This is a genomic window from Gordonia rhizosphera NBRC 16068 (genome assembly GCF_000298195.1).
Classification (GTDB): Bacteria; Actinomycetota; Actinomycetes; order Mycobacteriales; family Mycobacteriaceae; genus Gordonia; species Gordonia rhizosphera.
Genome location: NZ_BAHC01000185.1, coordinates 15,710 through 39,181, shown reverse-complemented (window position 1 = coordinate 39,181; position 23,472 = coordinate 15,710). Strand labels below are relative to the sequence as shown.

Here is a 23,472-nt window from a genome sequence, read left to right as displayed (position 1 = left end):
TTCGGCACCATCGGGCCTCGCCGGGATGAGCGTGCGCGAGCTGACCCTGCGGGGGATCATCCTCGGCGGGCTGATCACCTTGGTGTTCACCGCCGCCAATGTGTATCTGGGACTGAAGGTGGGTCTCACCTTCGCCACCGCCATCCCGGCGGCGGTCATCTCGATGAGCATCCTGCGCTATTTTGCCGACCATTCGGTCATCGAGAACAACATCGTGCAGACGATCGCGTCGGCGGCCGGCACCCTCTCGGCGATCATCTTCGTGCTGCCGGGCCTGATCATGATCGGCTGGTGGACGGGTTTCCCCTACTGGACCACCGTCGCCGTGTGCCTCATCGGCGGCATCCTCGGCGTCATGTACTCCATCCCGCTGCGGCGGGCCTTGGTGACCGGGTCGGATCTGCCCTATCCGGAGGGGGAGGCCGCCGCGGAGGTCCTGAAGGTCGGCGACACCGCGCAGGGTGCCGAAGAGAACCGTCGCGGCTTACGCGTCATCCTGGTGGGAGGTGTTGTCTCCGCGGCATTCTCGATCCTCACCCAGACCAAGCTGATCGCCGGGTCGATCTCGGGGGTCGTTCGGGTGGGGTCGGGTGGGACGATGTTCGGTGCGAGTCTGCTGTTCTCGCTGATCGGCGTCGGCCACCTGGTCGGCGTCACCGTCGGCATCTCGATGCTGATCGGACTCATCCTCTCCTACGGCATCCTGCTGCCCATCCGCACCTGGGGTGATGTGCCCGGCTCCGGTGACATCACCGACATCGTGAGCAGCGCCTTCTCCAACGATGTGCGCTTCATCGGCGCCGGGGCGATCGCGATTGCCGCCATCTGGACGCTCCTCAAGATCATCGGACCGATCATCCGGGGCATCAAGGATGCGCTGGTCTCGACACGGGCGCGCCGCGCGGGATCCACGGTCGACATCACCGAACAGGACCTGCCGATCACACTCGTGGCGGGTGTGGTGCTGGCGCTGCTGATCCCGATCGGATTCATGCTGTGGGACTTCGCGCACGGAACCGTGCTCGCCGGGGATTCCGCATCGATCATCGCGGTGAGCGTGTTGTTCGTCTTCGTGATCGGACTGGTCGTCGCGTCGGTCTGCGGCTACATGGCCGGTCTGATCGGATCCTCCAACAGCCCGATCTCCGGGGTCGGTATCGTCGTCGTGCTGGTCGCCGCGGTCCTGATCAAACTGACCTTCGGCGCCGCCGACGCCGAGCAGTCCGCCGCACTGGTCGCCTACACGCTGTTCACCTCGGCCATCGTGTTCGGGGTCGCGACCATCTCCAACGACAATCTGCAGGACCTGAAAACCGGCCAGCTCGTCGGCGCGACCCCATGGAAACAGCAGGTGGCGCTGGTCATCGGCGTCGCGTTCGGGTCCCTCGTGATCCCGCCCGTGCTACAGCTGATGCAGACCGCTTTCGGCTTCGTCGGGGCCCCCGGTGCCGGCCCCGACGCGCTGCCCGCGCCGCAGGCGGGACTGATCTCGTCGCTGGCCGAGGGCGTGTTCGGCGGCGACCTCGACTGGGCCCTCCTCGGCCTCGGCGCCCTGATCGGTGCCGTGGTGATCGTCATCGACGAGACCCTGGCCCGGACCTCCAGCCGGCTGCGGATGCCGCCGCTCGCGGTGGGTATGGGCATGTACCTGCCGATGGCCGTCACGCTGATCATCCCGATCGGTGCGTTCATCGGCCTCTGGTACAACAAATGGGCCGAACGCAGCGGCGGGAACGTCGGGCGCAAGAAGCGGATGGGCGTGCTGCTCGCCACCGGCCTCATCGTCGGGGAGAGCCTGTGGAACGTGGTGTTCGCGGCCATCGTCGCCGCCACCGGCGACGACAGCGTGCTCGCGCTCCCGTTCATCGGCGACGGTTGGCAGACGGGGTCGGAGATCCTGGGTATTCTCGCATTCGCCGCGGTGACGGCATGGTTGTACAAATGGACGCAGAAGTGGGCGTCGAAAGAATCGGTGGAGGCCTGAAACCCGTGCGAGAACCCCTCGGCATCGCAACCGTCGGAACCGTCCAGATCTGGACGATCAACCTCCCAGAGGTTGGGAACGCGATCACCGGCGAGGGGGTGATCGAGGCCTTCGAGGCGGCGGTGAACGCCGCCAACGCCGACGAGAAGATCCGCGCGGTGATCCTGACCGGCGCCGGCCACATCTTTTCCGCGGGCGGCAACGTCCGCGAGATGGCGGACGGCGAGGGCCTGTTCGGGCTGAGCGGGGCCGCGCAGCGGCAGGGATATGCCGAGGGTATCCAGCGAATTCCGCGTGCGATGCTGCGCTGCGAGGTGCCGGTGATCGCCGCGGTCAACGGGGCCGCCGTCGGCGCCGGATGTGATCTCGCGATGATGTGCGACATCCGGGTGGCCGCCGAATCCGCGTTCTTCGCCGAGAGTTTCGTACAGCTCGGCCTGATCCCCGGCGACGGTGGGTCGTGGTTCCTGCAGCGCGTCGTCGGCTACGAGCGGGCCGCCGAGATGACCTTCACCGGTGACCGCATCGACGCGCCGACTGCGCTGTCGTGGGGCATGGTCTCTCGCGTGGTGCCCGACGAGAACCTGCTCGCCGAGGCGCAGGTACTCGCGGACCGCATCGCGCGCAACCCCGGACACGCGCTGCGGATGGCCAAGCGTCTGCTCACCGAGTCGCGCACGAGTTCGCTGGACTCCGCACTCACGCTCGCGGCCGCGATGCAACCCCTCGCGCACCAGAGTGACGAGCATCGGGAACGCGTGGCGCGCTGGGCGAGTCGCTGACCCACGTCCGTCATTCACGGGCACGCGCGACGAAGTCGGTCGCCGCAACCGCCGACTTCTCGGCCGCGTCCACCAGGGTCAGGCCACGGGCGAGATGACCGGCCAGAGTGCCCACGAACACGTCGCCGGCACCGGTGGTGTCCACCGGCCGTACTCGAGCCACCGCGATCTGGGTGAGCTCGTCGTCGACGGCCACGATCACGCCCCGCCCGCCCAGGGTGAGCACTGCCGACCGTGCGAGCCCGCCGAGCGCCCGAGCCAGCTCCGCGGGGTCGTCGGACGCCTCGCCGCCGGCATAGAACGCCGCCTCGTGCTCGTTGACCACCAGCGGATCCGCCGCCGCCAGGATGGACTCGTCCAGCGCCGCCACGGGACTCGGGTTGAGGATGAATCGGCGTCGGTGCCGCGCGGCCCAGTCGGCCGCGGCGGCGGTCACCGGACCGGGGGATTCCAGCTGGGTCAGCACGACGCCCGGTCCGACGACGTCGAGGCCGCGCGTCACGTCGGCGGCATCGAGCGCCGCATTCGCCCCCGACAACACGATGATCCGGTTGTCGGCGGCGTCGTCGACCTCGATGACGGCCCGTCCACTGATGCCCTCGACGCGACCGATGTGGGCGATGTCGACCCCACCGGATCGTTGGACGGCGAGTAGCCGGTCGCCGGCCTCGTCGTCGCCGACCGCGCCGATGAGAGTGCTCGGGGTGATGGTCGCCGCGGCGAGTGCCTGATTGGCGCCCTTGCCGCCCGGGCGCTCGGACAGCGAACGTCCCAGGACGGTCTCGCCGACGTCGGGCATCCGGGTGACCCGGACGACCACATCCATGTTGAGGGTGCCGACGACGGCGACGTCGATCGACGAGGTATTCGGCTCCACGAACCCGATTATCGGGCGACGCCACGGAGGATGCGGATAATCGGATGGGTCTACCTACAGTGGACAACGTTTTACATCAATGAACCCTCGCGTGACATGCTCGTAACAGTCGCGATGTTTCATGAGATCGAACAAGGTCTACTGATGTTAGTCAGAGGCGCCGTTGTCACATCCCCACCGATCGACCCGGAGGTATCCGCATGACCATCGAGAGCACCGAGACCGCGACCCCGTTCCTCGTCACCAGCGGGGCATGGCAGAACCTGCCCAAGATGCCCGAATCGGAGTACCCGGGCACCGAGGGCTTCATCGGTGACGTGTACGAGAACCCGCAGGGCAGCGTGATGTGCTCGGGGTTCTTCGAGCTCCGCAACACCGACGCACCGCTCTACTACGAGTACGAATACGACGAGATGAAGGTCGTGCTCGAGGGTGAGTTCCTGTTGGAGAACAAGGAGACCGGGCAGAAGATCGTTGCCAAGGCCAAGGACGCCATTTTCTTCCCGAAGGGCTCGAAGATCTACTTCAGCACCCCGAGCTACGCTCTGGCCTTCTACGCCGGGCACCGCGACTCCGATCTCCTCTGAGATCCGATGTCGCAGATCGCCTATTCGAGTATCCCGGTGTGGGCGCGGTCATCGGTTCCGGCCGATGACTCCCCGGCCGATGACCCGCTGCCCGCACTGTCGGGACGTTCGTATCTGCTCGTCGGTGTCGGCGAGGGCGCCGACGACACGCTGCGGCGGTGGACCGAGGTCCTGCCCGGAGGCACGGCCTGCCGCGTGTTGTCCTACCCCGACACCGATCGGGCCGGCGCCGCGCTGCGCGCGGAACTCGCCGAAGCGCGCGTCGGTGTCCGGCTGGTGATCGCCGCGCCCACCGGCGCGTCCCTGGCGCTGCGTGGGGTGGCGGTCACCGCCGGCCTGAACGACGACGAGATCCATGTGGCATCAACCGGTTCCGGAGACATCGACGTGCTCTGCCCGCATTGCCGGACGGTCACGACGACCTCGGCGGGAGTCGACGACGTGATCGACTGCCGCGGCTGCGGACGACACCTACTCATCTACTACCACGTCTCGCGACGGTCGGGCACCTACCTCGGCTTCATGGTCGACGCCGAGACGGCGACACCCGCCGATGCCAGTGCAGGGGGAGTACACCAGTGACAGCGACCATCTCCAGTCCATCCACGAACGCGGTCCGCGACGGGTCGACCACCATGCTGCTGAAGGTGGCCGAGATCCGTGATGCCGCAGTCGATATCCGCAGCATCACCTTCGTCGATCCCGACGGAGCGACCTTGCCCGGATTCGTACCCGGCAGCCACCTCATCGTGTCCGCCGGCGACCGGTCCAACGCTTACAGCCTCACCTGCGACGGTGTCGCGCCGTCGTCGTACACGATCTCGGTGCTGCGTGTCGCCGACGGTCAGGGCGGATCGCGGTGGATTCACGACGACCTCGCGGTGGGTGACGTCGTCGAGGTCGAGCCGCCGCGCAGCGCGTTCGCACCGGCGGCGCGCGCCGCGAAGCATCTGCTCATCGCCGGCGGCATCGGGGTGACGCCGATCGTGTCGCACCTGAGGGCGGCCCGCCGGTGGGGCCGAGAGGTGCAGGTGCTCTACACCTTCCGCGAAGGGCGCGGCGCCCACATCGACGACGTCGTCGCCCTCGCCGGTGGGGCCGCCGAGCTGTTCACCGCCCCCGACGACTTCACCCGACGACTCGCCGCCACGCTGATCGATCAACCGATCGGCACCCACCTCTACGTCTGCGGCCCCGCCGGGATGATCGACCACGTCGTCGCGACCGCGGCGGCGGCCGGATGGCCCGAATCGCGCATAGGTTTCGAACGCTTCGGCGCCGACGCGCTCGACGCCGGCGACCCCTTCGTCGTACGACTCACCGAATCGGACCGGACCATCGACGTCCCATCAGGTGTCTCGGTGCTCGAGGCGTTGGAGGGCAATGGCATCCGCGTCCCCAACCGCTGTCGCCAAGGTGTCTGCGGGGAGTGCCGAATCCCGGTGTCGGGCGGCGAGCCGCTGCACCGCGACCTGTACCTGACCGACGACGAGAAGCGCGCCGGCGACGCCTTCATGCCATGTGTATCCCGCGCCTGCGAGGGCGCCACCCTGGAGGTCTCGCTGTGACCATCGCACCGATCTCACCCGACACTGACGCGGCCACGGTGAGCGGCTTCCCGTTCCCGTTCGTCGACGACACCTACCGCTACAGCACCAACGTGGAACCGGCTGATCACATCGTGACGACGGCCGCGGGCCAGTGGGGTGAACGGGTTATCGACATCGACGCCCAGTACCGCTACGAACTCGACGAACGCGCCGCGGTCCTCGCCGCCGACCCCACCCGCCACGCCGTCCTGCCGCATATGGGACCGGCGACGTGGGACGCGATGCTCACGCTCATGCGGGAACTGTCGACGGCATACCCCGACGACTTCGGGCTGATCGGTTCCGGTGACCAATGGCACTGGGAAAACCGGATTCTGGGCATCGAGCAGTGCTTCGTCTACGGCGACGACACCACCCTGCCCATCGATCCGCTCGGCTATATCTGCGGGCAGATCCAGGAAGACGTCGTCCTGCTCGATCAGCGTGACGGCCAGCTCTTCGCCGACGCCGGGGTGGTCACCTTCGCCGCCGACTGGAGCTTCGGCTTCGACGTCGGGATGAGCTTCCTGGAGATCCACGGTCCCGTTCCGCGCGTGCGTGCCGAGGGTGTGATCACCCGGGCGCACGAGTTCATCAAGCGGCTGCAGCCCCATCATCCCTATCGCCGCACCAACTGGACGCTGACCATCGGACGCCGACTCGACGTCTCGACCGAACGCTATCCCGAATGGGGCCCCGACCGGGACATGATCCGGCACGTCGACGACGAGACGTTCGGGCGACTGGTCCATCTGCGCGTCGAGGTGCAGCACCTGATCCGGCTTCCGGATTCCGGTGCGGTGATGTTCCTCATCCGCACCTACATGCTGCCGCTGGAAACCCTCGCAGGCGTCGAACCGTGGCGGGCGCGGGCCGCCGAGGTCTTCGCGGAACTGCCCGACGACATGGCCGACTACAAGGGGATCATCAAGTACAAAGAGCGTGCGGCGCAGTGGCTGCGCGCGGCCGCACAGCGCGCCGAGCCGACCCCGCAGCCCGAGCAGGGTATGCCGATCTGGCCGCGTGTCCCGGACCCCGTCGACACCGCGGGCACCTCGTTTCTGATCGTCGCGATCGGCCACGGCCCGCGTATCGCCGAGGTGTCGCGGGACTGGATCGCTGCCGCCGAACAGGTCGGGCCCACCCGGCTGACGGTGCTCGACTCGCTGACGGAGGATGCCGATCGCGCGAGTCTCGCGGACGCGTTCGAGGCCGCCACGACCGGCGTCCGCATCCACATCGTCGGCGGCCAGTACGACGTGCTGACCGCGCTCGCCGCGGCCCGCGAGGCCGGGGCGCTCGGACAGGAGTTGTCCGCGTTCGTGACCGACACCACCGATCTGCCGGTCTACTGCGCGCATTGCCGTGACACCTTCCGGATCGTCGGCGCCGCCGGTCAGGTGCTGACCTGCCCCGGCTGCTCTCGGTCGATCGAGGTACACACTCACCATTCCGCCGCGCGGGGAAGCTTTCTCGCCTCCGCGTCCGACGCAGGAGAATCGTCATGACCGCGATCGTCGACCGGCCCGCTACGGCCCACCTGCACGCGGGGTATGAGACCGGGCCACGGGAGATGCGTGTCGTCGAGGTCACCGCGCTCACCGGTCAGATCACCCATTTCCGGTTCGTGCCCGTCGACGGCGCACCGCTGACCCCGTATCAGCCCGGCAGCCATGTGATCGTCGGCGCCGGGGAACACCGTAATGCCTATTCGCTCGTCGACGACGGCATCCTGCCGACGAGCTACGGCATCTCGGTCCTGCGCCGCGGGGCCGGTGGCGGCTCGGACTGGCTGCACGACAACATCTCCCGCGGTGACGTGGTCGAGGTCGAGGGACCGCGGTCGATGTTCGGCCCGGTCTGGAACCAGCGGCACGCCCTGCTGGTGGCCGGCGGCATCGGCGTCACCCCGATTCTGTCCCACGCCCGCGCCATCGCCCGACGGGGCGGCAGCGCCGACATCGTGTATTCCTACCGAGCCGGGCACGCCGCCCACCTGACCGAGCTCCGCGACCTGGCCGAGGCGCCCGGCATCGGACTCTTCGAGGTCTCCGGGCCCGACGACACCCGATGGGTGTTGGCCGAACGCTTCGGCGCCCAACCGCTGGGTACGCACGCCTACGCGTGCGGGCCCGCACCCATGCTGGAGACCTACCAGGAGATCGCGGCCACCGCCGGATGGCCTTCGCCTCGAGTTCATCTCGAACGCTTCACCGCTCCCGAACAGGATCCCGGCGAGCCGTTCCGAGCGACGGTGGCGAGCACCGGTGAGGTGATCGATGTGCCGGCCGGGGTGTCGTTGCTGCAACGGCTCCTCGACCACGGGAGACCGGTGCCCAACCTCTGCCGCCAAGGAGTGTGCGGTGAATGCCGCATCCCGGTCCGGGGCGGCACGGTGCAACACCGCGACTTCGTATTGACCGACGACGAGCGCGCCGCCGGAGACAGCATGCTCTGCTGTGTGTCCCGCGGCCAGGACATCGAGGTGGATCTGTGACCATCACCGGATCAGACATCAACACCGCGGCCGGCGATCTCGACCGCCGGGTCGATCACCTCGCGAATCTGCCGTGGCCGTTCCCCGACGAACTCGAGGAGTTCGCCTACAGCGTCAACGTCGAACCCGCTCGGGTACCCCACCGTACCCGCGGCGGCGAGTGGGGCCGACACCTTGTCGACCTCGGCGGCGCCGAGTATCCCACGATCATGGCGGACCGTCGTCGCATCCTCGACGCCGACCCGCATCGTGTGAAGGTCCGGCACGGTATGGAACTCGCGTGCTGGGATCTACTGCTCTACTATCTGCGCGACCTGGACGCCTCCTACCCGGACGTGATGACGCTGACCGAATACCCGGACGGCCGATTCCATTGGCGCAATGACCTTCTCGGCACCGATCAGTTCTTCGTCTTCGCCGACGACGATTCGCTGCCACGTGGGCCGCTGGACTTCCTCGCCCGTGAGGTGCCCGACGATCTGCTGCTGGTCACCGAACGCGACGGACGGCTGTACTTCGACGCCGGGGCGGTCACCTTCGCCGCGGCCTGGTCGGTCTCCTTCGACGTCGGCATGGACATGTACGAGATCCATGCTCCGGTACCGGGATTGATCCGCGACGGCGTCGTGGCGCGGGCCGAACAGTTCCTGCGTCGTCTCCCGGCCGATCAGGTGTACCGGCGGGTGAACTGGACGCTGTCGGCGTCGGATTCACACAAACTCGACGTCAGCCTCGAGGAGCTGCCCGAGTGGGCCGGCGACATCCCGGCGATGCTCGCCGACAAGGACTTCGGGCGCTCCCGGCTGCGCATCGAACTCGAACACTTCATCAGGCTGCCCATGACGGGTGCCGTCACCTTCAACATCCGCACCTTCATGGCCTCGCTCGCCGAGGTCAAAGCCATCCCGGAGTGGGCCGAGCAGCTGGCGACGGTCATCGAGACACTGCCCGAACCCATCGCCGCCTACAAGGGCTTCTTCGACTACCGCGACGACGTGGTCGCCTACCTCCGCGGGCACTGACGCCCAACTCCACCCGACGATCCGACGCTGTCCGTCACCCAACGCAAGGAACACTGATATGGAAACGGTTCTCGCCGCGCACGCCGATCTGGCGTGGATGCTTGCGGCATTTGTCTTCGTGTTACTCATGTTTCCCGGCCTCGCCCTCTACTACGGCGGCATGCTGGGGGCACGCAACGTCCTCAACATGATGACCATGGTGATGGTTACGCTGGGCATCACCAGCGTGCTCTACGTCCTGTTCGGCTACGGGCTCGTGTCGGGACCATCGGTGAACGACTGGGGGCTGATCGGCAACCCGCTCGACTACATCGGGCTCGGCAACCACCTGACCGACGACGAATCCGGCGGCATCCAGGTGCTCTACATCGCCGCCTGGTTCATCCTGTTCGCCGCCATCACCGTCGCCATCGTGGCCAGCGGTGCCGCCGGGCGCATGAAGTTCTCCGCCTGGCTGGTCTTCGCGCCGATCTGGCTGACGCTGGTCTACTTCCCCGTCGCGCACTGGGTCTTCGCCGCCGATGGTGAGGGTTACAGCGGTGGATTCCTGTTGAACGACATCGGTATCCACGACTTCGCCGGTGGCACCGCGGTGCACATGAATTCCGGTGTCGCGGCGCTGGCGTTGGCCATGGTGCTCGGGGCGCGCCGCAAGCGGATGGAACGCCCGCACAATGTGCCGATGGCGCTGCTCGGCGGCGGCATCCTCTGGTTCGGCTGGTTCGGCTTCAACGGCAGCTGCGCGGGCGGCGCCAACTTCCTGACCCAGTACGTCGTCCTCAACACGCTGCTCGCAGGCAGCGCCGGCATGATCGGCTTCGCCGCCATCGAGCGCCTGCGGGAAGGACATGTCACCTCCCTGGGCGTCATCACCGGCGCGGTCGCCGGCCTCGTCGGCATCACCCCGTCGGCGAACGCGGTCAGCCCGCTCGGCGCGCTCGGCGTGGGCATCATCGCCGCCGGGGTGGTCGCGTTCGCGCTCAGCTTCAAGTCCCGATTCGCCGTCGATGACACCCTCGATGCCTTCGCCGTCCACGGCCTCGGCGGCATCGTCGGCACCCTGTGCATCGTCCTGTTCGCATCGGATGCGGCGCCGGCGGGTATCGAGGGCATCCTGTTCGGCGGAGACATCGCCATCCTCTGGCGGGAACTGGCGGGCATCGTCATCACCTGCACCTTCTCGTTCGTGATGACCTGGCTCATCGCCAAGGCCCTGGACAAGACCATCGGTCTGCGCGTCGACGAGGAGACCGAGGTCGGTGGCCTGGACGCGACTATCCACGCCGAGTCGGCCTACGAGATCCCTGCCGCGGGTGTCGGGCATGCCCCGGGCCTGACGACGACGCCGGCGCCGAGGGCGGTGTCTGTCGCGCACGGACACGCGGAGCCGGTGACGGCGTCTCACTAGCGATCCTGTGCATCGATCGGGGGTTCACCGTCGCCGGTGGGCCCCCGATTCGGCATTTCTGCAGGTCAGTGGCCATATGCGACATGCATCCACCGCGCAGTTGGATACGCGGGGATCACCGCGATGTAACGCGTTCGAAATATCTTGGAGGTCTACTAGCTGTAGACAATGTTTCACAACAGAAAACACGCCGACCGCGACCAGTAACCGTATCGGAGAACAAATGACCGACCGCAACACCCTCGCCGACCTCTGCGCGGCCAACGGGACCACCTTCATCCTGGCTCTGTTCGTCGACCTCCGGGGCAAGCCGTGCGCCAAGCTGGTGCCCGCCGAGGCCGTCGACGAACTCGCCACCGACGGAGTCGGTTTCGCCGGGTACGCCGTGGGTGCCATCGGGCAGGAACCCAAGGACCCCGACCTCATCGCCATCCCGGACCCGGCCTCGTTCACTCCGATCCCGTTCATCAAGGAGGGGCTCGCGATCGTCCACTGCGACCCCTACGTGGAGGGCAAGCCGTGGCCGTTCGCCCCGCGCAACATTCTCAAGTCGCTCATCGCGAAGGCCGCCGACGCCGGCTTCGAACCCTGGGTGGGTGCCGAGGTCGAGTACTTCCTGCTCAAGCGCGCCGCCGACGGCTCGTTGGTCACCGCCGACGACGCCGACGATTCTGATCAGCCCTGTTACGACGTTCGGGGCCTCACCCGGATGTATGAGCACCTGACCGAGGTGTCCACCGCGATGAACCAGCTCGGCTGGGGCAACTACGCCAACGACCACGAGGACGGCAACGGGCAGTTCGAGCAGAACTTCAAGTACGCCGAGGCGCTGACCACCGCCGACCGCGTCATCACGCTGCGCTACCTGCTCTCCACCATCGCCGCCGAGCGGGGCATGATCGCCACGTTCATGCCGAAGCCCTTCGCCGAGCGCACCGGCTCCGGACTGCACCTGCATCTGTCGCTCACCGCAGGTGGCGCCCCCGTCTTCCCCGGTGCACCCGGAGAGGACGAGCGCGGACTGGGCCTGTCGCCGACCGCCTACGCCTTCGTCGGCGGCGTGCTCGAGCACGCGGGTGCCCTGCAGGCGTTGATGGCCCCAACGGTCAACTCGTACAAGCGGACCGGTGCCACGGCGACCCGGTCGGGAGCATCGTGGGCGCCGCGTCGTCCCACCTACGGGGGCAACGACCGCACCCACTACGTCCGCATTCCCGACGACCAGCGCGTCGAACTGCGCGGCGGCGACGGCTCGGCCAACCCCTACCTGGCGATCGCCGCGGCACTGGGTGCAGGCCTGGACGGGATCAAGCGCAGCCTCGATCCGGGGGCGATCGGCGGATGCCCCGAACACATCGACTCGTTGCCGCTGACCCTGTTGCACGCCGTCGAGTCCCTCGATGCCGATCCGGTGGTCGTCGACGTGCTGGACGCCGCGATGCCCGATGAGTGGCCGCAGGGCAACGCTGCCGTGTCGGAGTACTTCTCCCGCCTCAAGCGCGAAGAGTTCTTCGCGTGGCACTCCGCGGTCTCCCCGTGGGAGATCGACAGCTATCTGACCGCTTTCTAGACAGACCTTCTCGACAGAACAGGAACCAAGAACCATGTGTGGAATCGTCGGGTTGCACCTGCGCAACCCCGCACTCTATCCCCGACTCGGGGAACTCCTCGGCGGCATGCTGGGCGAGATGCAGGACCGGGGGGCCGACTCGGCCGGCATCGCGGTCTACGGTGACCCCACCTGGTCGCCCGCCGGACACGGATGCGTCTCGCTGCTCGAGACCGGCATCGGTGTCGAGGGTCTCGGCGAGGCCGCCGCGGCCGTCAGCGGAGCCCTCGGCGGTGAGGTCGCCGCCCAGCTCGTCGACGACACCCTTCAGCTGAGCGCGCAGGTCACCGCTGAGGAACTGCTCGCCGCGACCAAGGGCGTCTTCCCGCAGGCTCTCGTCGCCGGCTTCGGTGAGGACCTCGCCGTCCTCAAGGGCGTCGGCGCACCGCGCGACCTCGTCGAGAACTGGGGACTGGCCGGCGCGAGCGGCTGGCAGGGCGTCGGCCATACGAGGATGGCGACCGAGTCGGCAGTGACCCCGTCGGGCTGCCACCCGTACGCGGTCGGACCGGAACAGTGCCTGGTGCACAACGGATCGTTCTCCAACCACGCGACGATACGCCGCGAACTACGTGCCGTCGGAGTCGAATTCGACAGCCAGAACGACACCGAGGTGGGCGCCCGCTTCGTCGCCCACCAGCTCGCGCAGGGCAAGGACATCGAGACCGCGCTCAAGGAGCTGTGCGCGACCTTCGACGGCTTCTACACCCTGCTCGTGTCGAATCGTGATTCCTTCGCGGTGGTGCGTGACGCCATCGCCTGCAAGCCGGCGGTCATCGCCGAAACCGACGACTGGGTCGCCATGGCCAGCGAATACCGCGCCCTGGCACACCTTCCCGGCGTCGAGAACGCCCGTATCTGGGAACCCGAGCCGGAGGTGGTCTACGCATGGACACGCTGAACCCCAATCACACATTCGATCTCGCCACCACGCCGCTGCGGGAGGTCAATTCCGCTCTGCACGGAGATATCTCGGGAGAGGTCCTCATCGAGAACCCGTCCGGCGCGCATAGCGTGGCCGCGGGGGTCAACGCCCCGGTGAAGATCACCATCGACGGACACGTCGGCTACTACGCAGCGGGGATGAACCAGCAGGCCGAGGTCATCATCAACGGCAACGCCGGCACCGGTGTCGCCGAGAACATGATGAGCGGCACCGTGGTCGTCAAGGGCAACGCGTCGCAGTCCGCGGGTGCGACCGCGCACGGCGGACTGCTGGTCGTCGAGGGTGACGCCGCCGCCCGCTGTGGCATCTCGATGAAGGGCGTCGACATCGTCGTCGGAGGCAATGTCGGCCACAACAGCGCCTTCATGGCGCAGGCCGGGCGGCTGGTCGTCCGCGGCAATGCCGGTGACGGACTAGGTGATTCGATCTACGAGACGCGGATCTACGTCCGCGGAGACGTGGGCTCGCTCGGGGCCGACTGCATCGCCAAGCCGATGCGCGACGAGCACCTCGAGGAACTCGCCGGACTGTTGAAGGCGGCGGGCTTCGGCGACGACGACCCCCGCACGTACACGCGCTACGGCTCGGCCCGCGAGCTCTACCACTTCCACGTCGACAACTCGGCTGCGTACTGAGCCTCGCTTGCGTCGAGTGGTCTCGATACGCCGCTCCTTCGTCGCGGCTACTCGACCAGCGGGGGGTCCATTCCCGCTGATCGAGTGGCCACCTACGAGCGCAGCGGGGCGGAGGCGTATCGAGATCACCACTGCGACAAACCGAACCACGACCCACGGAGAACACCATGACCGACAACCTGAGCGTCGAACAACGCGGATTGCGTGAGTCCGCCACCTTCGACCGCACCACCATCGCCGCGATCCAGCGCGCTGCCGACACCGGGATCTACGATATCCGCGGTGGCGGCGCCAAGCGTAAGCTTCCGCACTTCGACGACCTTCTCTTCCTCGGCGCATCGATGTCCCGCTACCCGCTCGAAGGGTACCGGGAGCGCTGCGGCACCGATGTCGTGCTCGGCACCCGCAATGCCAAATTCCCTCTGCACCTGGACACCCCGGTCACCATTGCGGGCATGAGCTTCGGTGCGCTGTCCGGCCGCGCCAAGGAGGCCCTCGGCCGCGGTGCGTCGGAGGTCGGTACCTCCACCACGACCGGCGACGGCGGAATGACGCCGGAGGAGCGGGGGCAGTCGAAGCACCTCGTCTACCAGTACCTGCCGTCGCGCTACGGTATGAATCCCGACGACCTGCGGCGCGCGGACGCCATCGAGGTGGTGCTCGGGCAGGGCGCGAAGCCGGGCGGCGGTGGAATGCTGCTGGGCCAGAAGATCTCCGAGCGCGTCGCCGCCATGCGCACACTGCCCGAGGGCATCGACCAGCGCAGCGCGTCGCGGCACCCGGACTGGACCGGTCCCGACGATCTCGCCATCAAGATCAACGAACTGCGTGAGATCACCGACTGGGAGAAGCCGATCTACGTCAAGGTCGGTGCCACCCGCACCTACTACGACGTCAAGCTCGCCGTGCACTCCGGCGCCGACGTCGTCGTCGTCGACGGCATGCAGGGGGGCACCGCGGCGACCCAGGACGTCTTCATCGAGCACGTCGGAATCCCGACGTTGGCCGCCATCCCGCAGGCCGTGCAGGCGTTGCAGGAATTGGGTGTGCACCGGGAGGTTCAGCTCATCGTCTCGGGCGGTATCCGCAACGGTGCCGACGTCGCGAAGGCGATGGCGCTCGGCGCCGACGCTGTGGCCATCGGGAGTGCAGCGCTCATCGCGCTCGGCGACAACGACCCGCGCCACGCCGCCGAATACGAGAAGATCGGCTCGGCCGCAGGTTATTACGATGACTTCCAGGATGGTCGGGACCCGGCCGGGATCACCACGCAGGACCCCGAGCTCGCGGCACGGTTCGACCCCGTCGAGGGCGGTCGCCGACTGGCCAACTTCCTGCGCGTCATGACCATGGAGGCCCAGACCATCGCCCGCGCCTGCGGGAAGGCTCACCTGCAGCATCTCGAGCCGGAGGACCTCGTCGCGATCTCGATCGAGGCCGCCGCGATGGCGCGGGTCCCGCTGGCCGGCACCTCGTGGATTCCAGGGACTGGGCTATGACCGCTCAGACGTCTGCGAACGTGCGCTGAGACGCATCACATGAGACTCCCACCTACACACAGAATCCTGTGTGTAGGTGGGAGTCTTTCGTCATCGTGGCGCGGAGGTCCCGTAGGTACCCCGGCCTGAACCTTGCTGGTAGACATCACCTTTGGTACACTCGAACATGTGTTCGACACACTATTTGGGGGGTGGTTCCGATACTGGCAACCGATGATGATCTGCGGGTTCTGATCACCGAATTGGTAGAGATGCCCGCAGCCGATACCGAATCGCAGGCGGCTCGACGCCTGACTGTTCTCGAGGAGATCAAGTCCGCGGCCTCCGCAGCACAGGCCCGCGAGGCCGGTCGCTTCGACGAACTGCGCAACGCCGACGAGGTCGCACGTAAGGTCCCCAAGGCGCGGCAGGGGCGTGGGCTGTCGGCCGAGATCGGTCTGGCGCGCAAGGCTTCCCCGCAGAAGGGTGCCCAGTATCTCGGATTCGCCCGAGCCATGAACGAGATGCCCCACACCTACGCGGCGTTGCAGTCCGGTGTCCTCACCGAATGGCGCGCCACCATCCTGGTCCGCGAAACCGGATACCTCACACGCGAGGCCCGCGAGGAGATCGACCGGCGGATGTGCGCCCGGCCCGAGTCGCTGATCGGCAAGAGCGACAAGCAAATCGATGCCGACACCAAGAAGCACGCCTACGAACTCGATCCGCATGCGGTGGTCGCGCGGGCGGCCAAGGCCGAGAAGCATCGTCGCGTCACCAGTCGACCGGCGCCCGACCTGATGGCAAATGTCACTGCGCTGCTGCCGATGAAGCAGGGTGTCGCGGTATACGCGGCACTGAAACGGCACGCGGACAGCGTGATTGGCGGCGACGACCGTACCCGTGACCAGATCATGGCCGACACACTCGTCGAACGAGTCACCGGACAGGCTACCGCGCAGGCCGTGCCGGTTGCGGTGAAACAGGTCGTCTCCACCGACAGCCTTCTGGGCCTCAACGACGAGGTCGCCGAGATCCCGGGGCAGGGACCGATTCCTGCCGCCATCGCGCGACAGATGATCGTCGACGGACTCGATCTTTCCGAGACCGAGGCCACGCTGCGACGACTGTTCGCCCGGCCCGAGGACGGCACACTCGTCTCCATGGAGTCACGCGCCCGCGCCTTCCCGAAGGGCTTGGCGCATCTGGTGCGAGTGCGCGACCGATGGTGCCGCACCGCATACTGCGGCAACGTGATCGCCGAGATCGACCACGCGAAGTCCCACGCTGACGGCGGCGCAACGAACGTCGACAACGCCGATGGCTGCTGCCGAACGCACAACCGTGCCAAGGAAATGCCCGGCTGGATCTATCGTGCGTACAGGTCGGACCGCGGACACACCATGAACGTGACCACGCCGACCGGTGACTGCCACAGCACCACCGCGCCGGCGGCGGTGGGCTACCGGCCCGGCGAGATCAGTCGGGCGGAGATCCGATTCCACCAGTGGTTGGCGGTGGCCTGAGTTCTGCATGGTGACTTCCCGTGCCATCATGAACGCGAACTTCCCGGCTGCAGGTGAGTGAGGATGAAGCATGGCCGACGACGCCCGTGAAGTGCGGCTGACTGAGCAGGAGGCATTGACCAATCTGCGAGCGGTGTTGGAACTGTGCGCGTCCGGTCAGCTCAAGTGCAGTGCCAAGACCGCGCGGCCGTCCGCGGCGACGGTGGAGACCGTCGTAAGCCATTTGGTGAATGGCGACTTCTACCTGCTCGACCCGATCGCGGCGTTCGCCTGGCCGCTTCTGATCCAGTCCGGCGGGATGGCCAAACTCGAGGGCACTCGACTGAGTCTGAGCCCGAAAGGTCGTGCTGCACTCAGGAAACCGCCCGCCGAGGTCATCCGCGACCTGTGGCGCCGCTGGCTCACCCACGGTGCGATCGACGAGTTCAGCCGCATCGAAACGATCAAGGGGCAGCGCGCGACCAATGTGCTCAGCGCGGTCAAGACCCGCCGCGCGACGGTCGCCGCGGGGCTGGCCACGTGCCCGCCCGGTGAGTGGATAGACATCGACACCCTGTTCTCCACCATGCGCCGGAAGCATCTCGATCCCACCATCGCGCGCAGCGAACGGGCCCTGTGGAGGCTCTACCTCGTCGACCCCGAGTACGGGAGCTTCGGGTACGCCGACAACCACGGCTGGTCGCTGCTCGAGGGGCGCTACACCCTGGCGGTGACCTTCGAGTACGCCGGCACGTTGGGCCTGGTGGATCTCGATTACCGCAATCCCATCGGCGCCCGCAACGACTACTACGACAATTGGGGCAGCGACTACATCGACGCACTCAGCAGATACGACGGCCTGCGAGCGATACGGCTCACGCCTTTGGGCGCCTACGCATTGGGCCTCGCCGATACCTTCGAGCCGACCGGCGACGACACCACAGCGACATCGCCGCTGACCATACTGCCCAACCTCGACATCGTGGTCACCCACGAGATCAGCACGGCAGAACGGCTCACCATGAACGCCTTCGCCACACAGACCGCCGACTACACCTGGGCAGTGTCGGCGGCCACCCTGACCGCAGCGCTCGCTGCCGGCCGAGACCTCACCGAGTTCACCACCTTCCTGACCGACCGGACCGACCGCGCACTGCCGTCGACGTTGACCACCGTGATCGACGATGTCCGCCGGCGCGGCGCTCAACTCGCCGACCTCGGACATCTCCGGGTCATCGAGTGCGCCGATCCGGCCGTCGCCTTGCTGATAGCGCGCGACCGCACGCTCCGTTCGCTGTGCCGCCCGCTCGGTGATCGACACCTCGGTGTCGCGGCCGAGCACGAGTCCAAATTCCGCACCGCGCTGCTCAGACTCGGGTACGCCCTCTGACGACCAGATTCCGCTGACTTTCACTCAATGAAAACTCCGCATCGACATCTGTGAGTCCGGCCTCGTACCTTTTGAACATCGTTACAGATCACAGGAGCGGAGAACAGGAATGACGCCGGTTGCGGATACCACCCGGACCCAGGTCGCCATCGTCGGCGGCGGTCCGGCAGGACTGATGCTGTCGCATCTTTTGCACGTCGCGGGAATCGAGAGCGTTGTCGTCGACAACCGGACCGTCGAGCAGATCGAGACCACCCACCGCGCGGGAATCCTCGAGCGCGACAGCGTGCGGCTGCTGGTCGATTCGGGCGCGTCGGACCGGGTGCTCACCGACGGTCACGAGCACGAGGGCATCGCGCTCCGCTTCGGCGGCGTCAGCCATCGCATCGACTTCCAGAAGCTGACCGGCGCGTCGTGCTGGCTGTATCCGCAGACCGATGTCTTCATCGACCTGCACCGCACCCGCACCCGCGACGCCGGCGACCTGCGCTACGGCATCACCGACACGGAGGTGACCGGCGTCGAAGACGCCCCCACTGTCCGCTACACCGACGCCGACGGCACCCGGCAGGAGATCACCGCCGAGCTGGTCGTCGGCGCCGACGGATCTCGCAGCATCTGTCGGCCCCTGATCGCCAATGCCCACCAGTACTTCCGCGAGTACCCGTTCGCCTGGTTCGGCGTGATGGTCCAGGCGCCGCCGAGCGCCCCCGAGCTGATCTACAACCGGTCGCCCGAGGGTTTCGCCCTGATCAGCCAGCGCACCGACACGGTGCAGCGCATGTACTTCCAGTGCGACCCGACCGAGAATCCCGACGACTGGTCCGACGACCGCATCTGGGAGCAGTTGCATACCCGCCTGTCCGGCGAGGACGGATTCCGGCTGAAGGAAGGTCCGGTGCTGGAACGCACGGTGCTGCCGTTCCGCAGCTTCGTGCAATCCCCGATGCGCCACGGCCGGCTGCTGCTTGCCGGCGACGCCGCACACACCGTCCCGCCGACCGGCGCCAAGGGCCTGAACCTCGCGCTGTCGGACGTGCGGGTGCTCGCCGAGGTGATCGAGCAGGCCCTGAACAAGAACGACGACAACGCCCTCGACACCTACACCGACCGCGCACTGTCGCGGGTGTGGAAGGCGCAGCACTTCTCCTACTGGATGACCACGATGCTCCACAACGTCTCCGGCGCATCGGATTTCGATGAACAACGTCAGCTCGGAGAACTCCAGACCCTGGTCTCTTCGGAGGCCGGCTCCACCTATCTCGCAGAAGGGTACACAGGATGGCCGCACCACTGATCGAAGGCACCGACGACTTGCAGGAGGTGTTCGAAGAACACGGCCACATCTCGTCGGACGCCGCCCACGGCACACAGCAGCAGATCAGCGACGAGATCGCGCGGATCGGCGTCGAGTACGCCGCGGAACAGGCGGCGGGTGCCGCGCCGGAGACCGCGCCGCGCCTGAACTTCCCGCCGTATCGCTCCAGCCTGCTGCGCCACCCCACCAAGAACTTCCACCACTCCGACCCGGAGGGCATCGAGCTGTGGTCGCCGGCGTTCGGGCATCGCGATGTCGACCCGCTCGAGGCCGATCTCACGATCCAGCACAACGGTGACCCGGTCGGTGAGCGGCTCATCGTCACCGGACGTGTCCTCGACGGGGACGGCCGACCCGTGCGTAACCAACTCGTCGAGGTGTGGCAGGCGAACGCCGCCGGCCGCTACATCCACAAGCGCGACCAGCACCCGGCGCCGATCGACCCAAACTTCACCGGCGTCGGCCGCTGCATCACCGACAACGACGGCTGGTACAAGTTCACGACCATCAAACCCGGCCCCTACCCGTGGAAGAACCACCACAACGCCTGGCGACCCGCGCACATCCATTTCTCGGTGTTCGGTACCGCGTTCATCCAGCGCCTGGTCACCCAGATGTACTTCCCGGGTGATCCGCTGTTCGCTTTCGACCCGATCTACCAGGCCATCGTCGATCAGCAGGCGCGCGACCGGCTCGTCGCCAGCTACGACCACGATCTGACCGAGCACGAATGGTGCACCGGCTACCGCTGGGACATCGTGCTGACCGGCTCCGCTTCGACTCCGATGGAGGAACAGCAGTGACACTCGCACCCACGCCCGGCCAGACGGTCGGACCCTTCTTCCACTACGCATTGCCCTTCCAGGGCGGGCCGGAACTCGTGTCACCAGGCCATCCGGACCGGATTCGACTGCACGGCACCGTGTTCGATGGGGCGGGTAGTCCGATCCCGGACGCATTGGTCGAGATCTGGCAGCCCGACGGCGACGGCAAGGTCAGTCAGGAACACGGCTCGATGCGGCGCGACGGATTCACCTTCACCGGATTCGGTCGAGTGCAGACCGACCGCACCGGTCATTACACCGTCGCCACCGTCGCACCCGGGCCGATGAGTCCCGGCGCCGCACCGTTCTTCTCGGTCTGTGTCTTTGCCCGCGGCCTGCTCGATCGGCTGCTCACCCGCGCCTACCTGCCGGGCGACACCGAGGCCCTGGCATCGGATGCACTGCTGAACTCCCTTCCGGAGGACCGTCGCGCGACGCTGATCGCCACTGCCGAGGACGACGGATACCGTTTCGACATCCATCTGCAGGGCGAGGCGGAGACCGTCTTCCTCGACCACGGCGGCCGGTGACCGACCTGCTCTGGCCCGGCGACCAGCACGCCGCGCGCCACTTCTCCGACTCCGCCGTCCTCGACGCGATGATCCGCGTCGAGGCGGCGTGGTCGGCGGCGATGACGAAAGCGGGGATCGCGCCGGCAGCCGCCGCGGTCACCGCGGACGGACTCCGCGGCCTGCTCTCCGCCGATGACCCCGAAGCCATCGCCGCGGCTGCCGAATCCGGTGGCAATCCGGTGATCCCGCTCGTGAAGACGTTGCGGTCCGGACTGGGTGATCCGAGCGCAGCGAGCTGGCTGCACCGCGGGCTCACCAGCCAGGACGTCGTCGACACCGCGCTCATCCTCTGCGCCGTCGACGCGTTCGCCGCAGTACGCGCGGATCTCGAAGCGCAGATCTCCACGCTCGCCCGCCTCGCCGACGATCACCGCGCCACGATGATGGCCGCGCGCACGCTGACCCAATACGCGGTGCCGACGACGTTCGGACTCAAGGCCGCGCAGTGGCTGCGCGGGGTGCTCGATGCCCACGAGCAGCTGACCGCTCTGACATTCCCGGTTCAGATCGGCGGTGCCGCAGGGACATTGGCGGCCGTCGTCGAGCTGGGCGCGGACCTGCCCGACCCGCGGGGCGCCGCGAGCGAGGCGGCCGCCGTGGCGGCCCATGAGCTGGGCCTGAGTCCGGCGCCGCCGTGGCATTCGGTGCGCACAGCGATCACCCGCTGCGGGGACGCCGCGGTCGGGTGTACCGACGCGTGGGGGCATCTCGCCAACGATGTGCTGACTCTGTCGCGTCCCGAGATCGGGGAGGTGGCCGAGGGCGCCGGCGGCGGGTCGTCGACGATGCCGCACAAGGCCAATCCTGTTCTCTCGGTGCAGATCCGGCGGGCCGCTGTCGCCGCTCCGGCCCTGGGGGCCACCCTACATCTGGCTGCGGCCGACGCGCTCGAGGAGCGGTCGTCGGGAGCGTGGCATGCCGAATGGGACGCGCTGCGGACCCTGGTGCGGCGCAGCGTCGTCGCCGGCCGGCAGACGACGACCCTGGTCGAGGGCCTGCGCGTCCACACCGATCGGATGCTCGCGAATCTGGACGCCGCCGGCGATGCCATGACCTCCGAGCAGCGGTCGATGGCGGCCGTCGCCGGCCACGAACCCGCCGAACGGTATCTCGGACTCGCCGACGAATTCATCGCGGCCCAACTCGACCGGGCGGCCCGCTTCGACCGGGCCACCGCAGTCCCCACGACCCCAGGAGACGAACGATGACCCGCTACGAAGACGGCATGAGGGTACGGCGAGAGGTGTTGGGCGACAAGCATGTCGACCGAGCCACAGCTGCCATCACCGACCTCACCGGCGAGTTCCAGCAACTCATCACCGAATACGCGTGGGGAACGATCTGGACGCGACCCGGCCTCGACCGTCGCAGCCGCTCGATGATCACCCTGACCGCTCTCATCGCACGCGGACACCACGAGGAACTCGCGATGCATCTGCGGGCGGCCCTGCGCAACGGGCTGACCCGCGACGAGATCAAGGAGGTGCTGATGCAGTCCGCGATCTACTGCGGTGTGCCCGATGCCAACACCGCCTTCCGGATCGCGTCGCAGGTGTTCGCCGAGGAGGACGCCGAGAACTGAGGTTTCGTGTCCTCGCGTCGTCGACGGGGCTAGGCTCGTGTCATCGGGCCGTAGCGATTCGGGACGTGAGGTACACCGATGGCCGGCAATACGGGCAAGCCGGGGCAATCCGTCGCCGAACGGGTGCTCGCGGTCCTCGGCGCCTTCGACCGCGGCCACCGGGCGTTGACACTGACCGAGATCGCGCACCGCGCCGACCTACCGGTGCCGACGGCTCATCGGCTGGTCGGCGAACTCGAGAAGTGGGGCGCCCTGACCCGTCGGCCCGACAACGCGTTCGTCATCGGCCGACGGCTCTGGGACCTCGGCCTACTTGCGCCCATCCAGTCGGGTATCCGTGAGGTGGCCGCGCCGTTCATGCAGGACCTCTATGCCGCGACTCTCGCGACGGTGCACCTCGCCGTCCGCGAGGGCACCCAGGTGCTCTACGTCGACCGCCTGTCGGGCCGGGCCTCGGTGCCGGTCGTGAGTCGAGTCGGCAGCCGCCTTCCGCTCTATGCGACCGGCGTCGGCAAGGTGCTACTCGCTCACGCGCCCGATGATGTCCGACGCGCGGTCATGAGCGAGCTGCGTCCGATCACCCGCCACACCATCGTCGCCCCCGGTGTGCTCGACAAACAGTTGCGTCAGATCAGGCAGCAGGGATATGCGACGACCGTCGAGGAGATGACGCTGGGGGCGTGCTCGGTTGCCGTGCCGGTGCGCAACGGTGACCGCGTGGTGGCTGCTCTCGGCATCGTCGTGCCGACCCTGGGGCGCAACCGGCCGACGTTGGTCGCCGCGGCGCAAGTGGCCGCGCAAGGCGTCGGGCGCACGCTGCAGGATGGAGCACTGCGGTAATAATTGACATTATCAATCGTTGTGGAA

Annotated in this window: 22 protein-coding genes; 21 read left to right on the top strand and 1 reads right to left on the bottom strand. The window is 67.5% G+C overall.

Translation table 11 applies throughout. The features are described from left to right. Positions 1-25 precede the first annotated feature (25 nt). A complete protein-coding gene (locus GORHZ_RS22495; protein WP_051999038.1) occupies positions 26-1,984 on the top strand; it encodes an OPT family oligopeptide transporter in 1,959 nt (652 codons plus the stop codon). A gap of 5 nt (positions 1,985-1,989) precedes the next feature. Further along, on the top strand, positions 1,990-2,766 hold the full coding sequence (locus GORHZ_RS22490; RefSeq protein ID WP_040533017.1) for a crotonase/enoyl-CoA hydratase family protein: 777 nt from the start codon (positions 1,990-1,992) through the stop codon (positions 2,764-2,766). 10 nt (positions 2,767-2,776) lie between these two features. On the opposite strand, the gene GORHZ_RS22485 is transcribed toward GORHZ_RS22490, so the two are convergent. Continuing rightward, positions 2,777-3,643, bottom strand: a complete 867-nt coding sequence (locus tag GORHZ_RS22485; RefSeq protein ID WP_006337294.1) for a ribokinase — start codon at positions 3,641-3,643, stop codon at positions 2,777-2,779. Between the two features lie 200 nt (positions 3,644-3,843). On the opposite strand from GORHZ_RS22485, the gene GORHZ_RS22480 reads away from it, so the two are divergent. The 19 genes from GORHZ_RS22480 (at position 3,844) to GORHZ_RS22390 (ending at position 23,445) form a co-directional block, all read left to right on the top strand. Next, positions 3,844-4,230 carry a cupin domain-containing protein gene (locus GORHZ_RS22480; RefSeq protein WP_006337293.1) on the top strand — a complete coding sequence of 129 codons (387 nt, stop codon included), beginning with the start codon at positions 3,844-3,846 and terminating at the stop codon, positions 4,228-4,230. A gap of 6 nt (positions 4,231-4,236) precedes the next feature. After that, the gene (locus GORHZ_RS22475; RefSeq protein ID WP_006337292.1) at positions 4,237-4,812 is read left to right on the top strand and encodes a dimethylamine monooxygenase subunit DmmA family protein; all 576 of its coding nucleotides are present in this window, start codon (positions 4,237-4,239) and stop codon (positions 4,810-4,812) included. Positions 4,813-4,865: 53 nt separating this feature from the next. Beyond that, the gene (locus tag GORHZ_RS22470) at positions 4,866-5,798 is read left to right on the top strand and encodes a PDR/VanB family oxidoreductase (protein ID WP_083877407.1); all 933 of its coding nucleotides are present in this window, start codon (positions 4,866-4,868) and stop codon (positions 5,796-5,798) included. Further along, positions 5,795-7,327 carry a heme-dependent oxidative N-demethylase family protein gene (locus GORHZ_RS22465; protein WP_006337290.1) on the top strand — a complete coding sequence of 511 codons (1,533 nt, stop codon included), beginning with the start codon at positions 5,795-5,797 and terminating at the stop codon, positions 7,325-7,327. Before GORHZ_RS22470 ends, GORHZ_RS22465 begins: the two co-directional genes overlap by 4 nt. Next, positions 7,324-8,316 carry a PDR/VanB family oxidoreductase gene (locus GORHZ_RS22460; RefSeq protein WP_006337289.1) on the top strand — a complete coding sequence of 331 codons (993 nt, stop codon included), beginning with the start codon at positions 7,324-7,326 and terminating at the stop codon, positions 8,314-8,316. The genes GORHZ_RS22465 and GORHZ_RS22460 overlap by 4 nt, the downstream gene beginning before the upstream one ends. Beyond that, positions 8,313-9,338 (top strand): heme-dependent oxidative N-demethylase family protein, encoded by a 1,026-nt coding sequence (locus GORHZ_RS22455; protein WP_006337288.1) that lies wholly within the window; start codon positions 8,313-8,315, stop codon positions 9,336-9,338. The genes GORHZ_RS22460 and GORHZ_RS22455 overlap by 4 nt, the downstream gene beginning before the upstream one ends. A gap of 58 nt (positions 9,339-9,396) precedes the next feature. Next, positions 9,397-10,746 carry an ammonium transporter gene (locus GORHZ_RS22450; protein ID WP_006337287.1) on the top strand — a complete coding sequence of 450 codons (1,350 nt, stop codon included), beginning with the start codon at positions 9,397-9,399 and terminating at the stop codon, positions 10,744-10,746. Between the two features lie 223 nt (positions 10,747-10,969). Next, positions 10,970-12,316 (top strand): type III glutamate--ammonia ligase, encoded by a 1,347-nt coding sequence (gene glnT / locus GORHZ_RS22445; protein ID WP_006337270.1) that lies wholly within the window; start codon positions 10,970-10,972, stop codon positions 12,314-12,316. A gap of 34 nt (positions 12,317-12,350) precedes the next feature. Next, complete coding sequence (locus GORHZ_RS22440) at positions 12,351-13,256, top strand: class II glutamine amidotransferase domain-containing protein (protein ID WP_006337262.1); 906 nt, start codon at positions 12,351-12,353, stop codon at positions 13,254-13,256. Next, complete coding sequence (locus tag GORHZ_RS22435; protein WP_006337260.1) at positions 13,244-13,936, top strand: GltB/FmdC/FwdC-like GXGXG domain-containing protein; 693 nt, start codon at positions 13,244-13,246, stop codon at positions 13,934-13,936. The genes GORHZ_RS22440 and GORHZ_RS22435 overlap by 13 nt, the downstream gene beginning before the upstream one ends. Positions 13,937-14,103: 167 nt before the next feature. Continuing rightward, entirely contained in the window at positions 14,104-15,435 is a 1,332-nt protein-coding gene (locus tag GORHZ_RS22430; protein ID WP_006337259.1) for an FMN-binding glutamate synthase family protein, read from the top strand. Between the two features lie 251 nt (positions 15,436-15,686). Then, a complete protein-coding gene (locus tag GORHZ_RS22425; protein WP_006337258.1) occupies positions 15,687-16,940 on the top strand; it encodes an HNH endonuclease in 1,254 nt (417 codons plus the stop codon). Positions 16,941-17,010: 70 nt separating this feature from the next. Beyond that, a complete protein-coding gene (locus GORHZ_RS22420; RefSeq protein WP_006337257.1) occupies positions 17,011-18,309 on the top strand; it encodes a helicase-associated domain-containing protein in 1,299 nt (432 codons plus the stop codon). 109 nt (positions 18,310-18,418) lie between these two features. Further along, on the top strand, positions 18,419-19,606 hold the full coding sequence (locus GORHZ_RS22415) for a 4-hydroxybenzoate 3-monooxygenase (RefSeq protein WP_006337256.1): 1,188 nt from the start codon (positions 18,419-18,421) through the stop codon (positions 19,604-19,606). After that, complete coding sequence (pcaH, locus tag GORHZ_RS22410; RefSeq protein WP_006337255.1) at positions 19,591-20,430, top strand: protocatechuate 3,4-dioxygenase subunit beta; 840 nt, start codon at positions 19,591-19,593, stop codon at positions 20,428-20,430. Before GORHZ_RS22415 ends, pcaH begins: the two co-directional genes overlap by 16 nt. Further along, positions 20,427-20,981 carry a protocatechuate 3,4-dioxygenase subunit alpha gene (gene pcaG / locus GORHZ_RS22405; protein ID WP_006337254.1) on the top strand — a complete coding sequence of 185 codons (555 nt, stop codon included), beginning with the start codon at positions 20,427-20,429 and terminating at the stop codon, positions 20,979-20,981. Before pcaH ends, pcaG begins: the two co-directional genes overlap by 4 nt. Further along, the gene (locus tag GORHZ_RS22400; RefSeq protein WP_006337253.1) at positions 20,978-22,231 is read left to right on the top strand and encodes a lyase family protein; all 1,254 of its coding nucleotides are present in this window, start codon (positions 20,978-20,980) and stop codon (positions 22,229-22,231) included. Before pcaG ends, GORHZ_RS22400 begins: the two co-directional genes overlap by 4 nt. Then, complete coding sequence (pcaC, locus tag GORHZ_RS22395; protein ID WP_006337252.1) at positions 22,228-22,605, top strand: 4-carboxymuconolactone decarboxylase; 378 nt, start codon at positions 22,228-22,230, stop codon at positions 22,603-22,605. Before GORHZ_RS22400 ends, pcaC begins: the two co-directional genes overlap by 4 nt. A 78-nt stretch (positions 22,606-22,683) precedes the next feature. After that, positions 22,684-23,445, top strand: coding sequence for an IclR family transcriptional regulator (locus GORHZ_RS22390; RefSeq protein WP_006337250.1), 762 nt, complete (start codon positions 22,684-22,686; stop codon positions 23,443-23,445). The last annotated feature ends 27 nt before the right edge of the window (positions 23,446-23,472 follow it).

Bases quoted from the DNA above. Each gene is read 5' to 3' on its own strand.
- GORHZ_RS22495 (WP_051999038.1), top strand. From the start codon at position 26: ATGAGCGTGCGCGAGCTGACCCTGCGGGGGATCATCCTCGGCGGGCTG.
- GORHZ_RS22480 (WP_006337293.1), top strand. From the start codon at position 3,844: ATGACCATCGAGAGCACCGAGACCGCGACCCCGTTCCTCGTCACCAGC.
- GORHZ_RS22475 (WP_006337292.1), top strand. From the start codon at position 4,237: ATGTCGCAGATCGCCTATTCGAGTATCCCGGTGTGGGCGCGGTCATCG.
- GORHZ_RS22470 (WP_083877407.1), top strand. From the start codon at position 4,866: ATGCTGCTGAAGGTGGCCGAGATCCGTGATGCCGCAGTCGATATCCGC.
- GORHZ_RS22460 (WP_006337289.1), top strand. From the start codon at position 7,324: ATGACCGCGATCGTCGACCGGCCCGCTACGGCCCACCTGCACGCGGGG.
- GORHZ_RS22450 (WP_006337287.1), top strand. From the start codon at position 9,397: ATGGAAACGGTTCTCGCCGCGCACGCCGATCTGGCGTGGATGCTTGCG.
- glnT (WP_006337270.1), top strand. From the start codon at position 10,970: ATGACCGACCGCAACACCCTCGCCGACCTCTGCGCGGCCAACGGGACC.
- GORHZ_RS22440 (WP_006337262.1), top strand. From the start codon at position 12,351: ATGTGTGGAATCGTCGGGTTGCACCTGCGCAACCCCGCACTCTATCCC.
- GORHZ_RS22435 (WP_006337260.1), top strand. From the start codon at position 13,244: ATGGACACGCTGAACCCCAATCACACATTCGATCTCGCCACCACGCCG.
- GORHZ_RS22430 (WP_006337259.1), top strand. From the start codon at position 14,104: ATGACCGACAACCTGAGCGTCGAACAACGCGGATTGCGTGAGTCCGCC.
- GORHZ_RS22425 (WP_006337258.1), top strand. From the start codon at position 15,687: ATGCCCGCAGCCGATACCGAATCGCAGGCGGCTCGACGCCTGACTGTT.
- GORHZ_RS22420 (WP_006337257.1), top strand. From the start codon at position 17,011: ATGGCCGACGACGCCCGTGAAGTGCGGCTGACTGAGCAGGAGGCATTG.
- GORHZ_RS22415 (WP_006337256.1), top strand. From the start codon at position 18,419: ATGACGCCGGTTGCGGATACCACCCGGACCCAGGTCGCCATCGTCGGC.
- pcaH (WP_006337255.1), top strand. From the start codon at position 19,591: ATGGCCGCACCACTGATCGAAGGCACCGACGACTTGCAGGAGGTGTTC.
- pcaC (WP_006337252.1), top strand. From the start codon at position 22,228: ATGACCCGCTACGAAGACGGCATGAGGGTACGGCGAGAGGTGTTGGGC.
- GORHZ_RS22390 (WP_006337250.1), top strand. From the start codon at position 22,684: ATGGCCGGCAATACGGGCAAGCCGGGGCAATCCGTCGCCGAACGGGTG.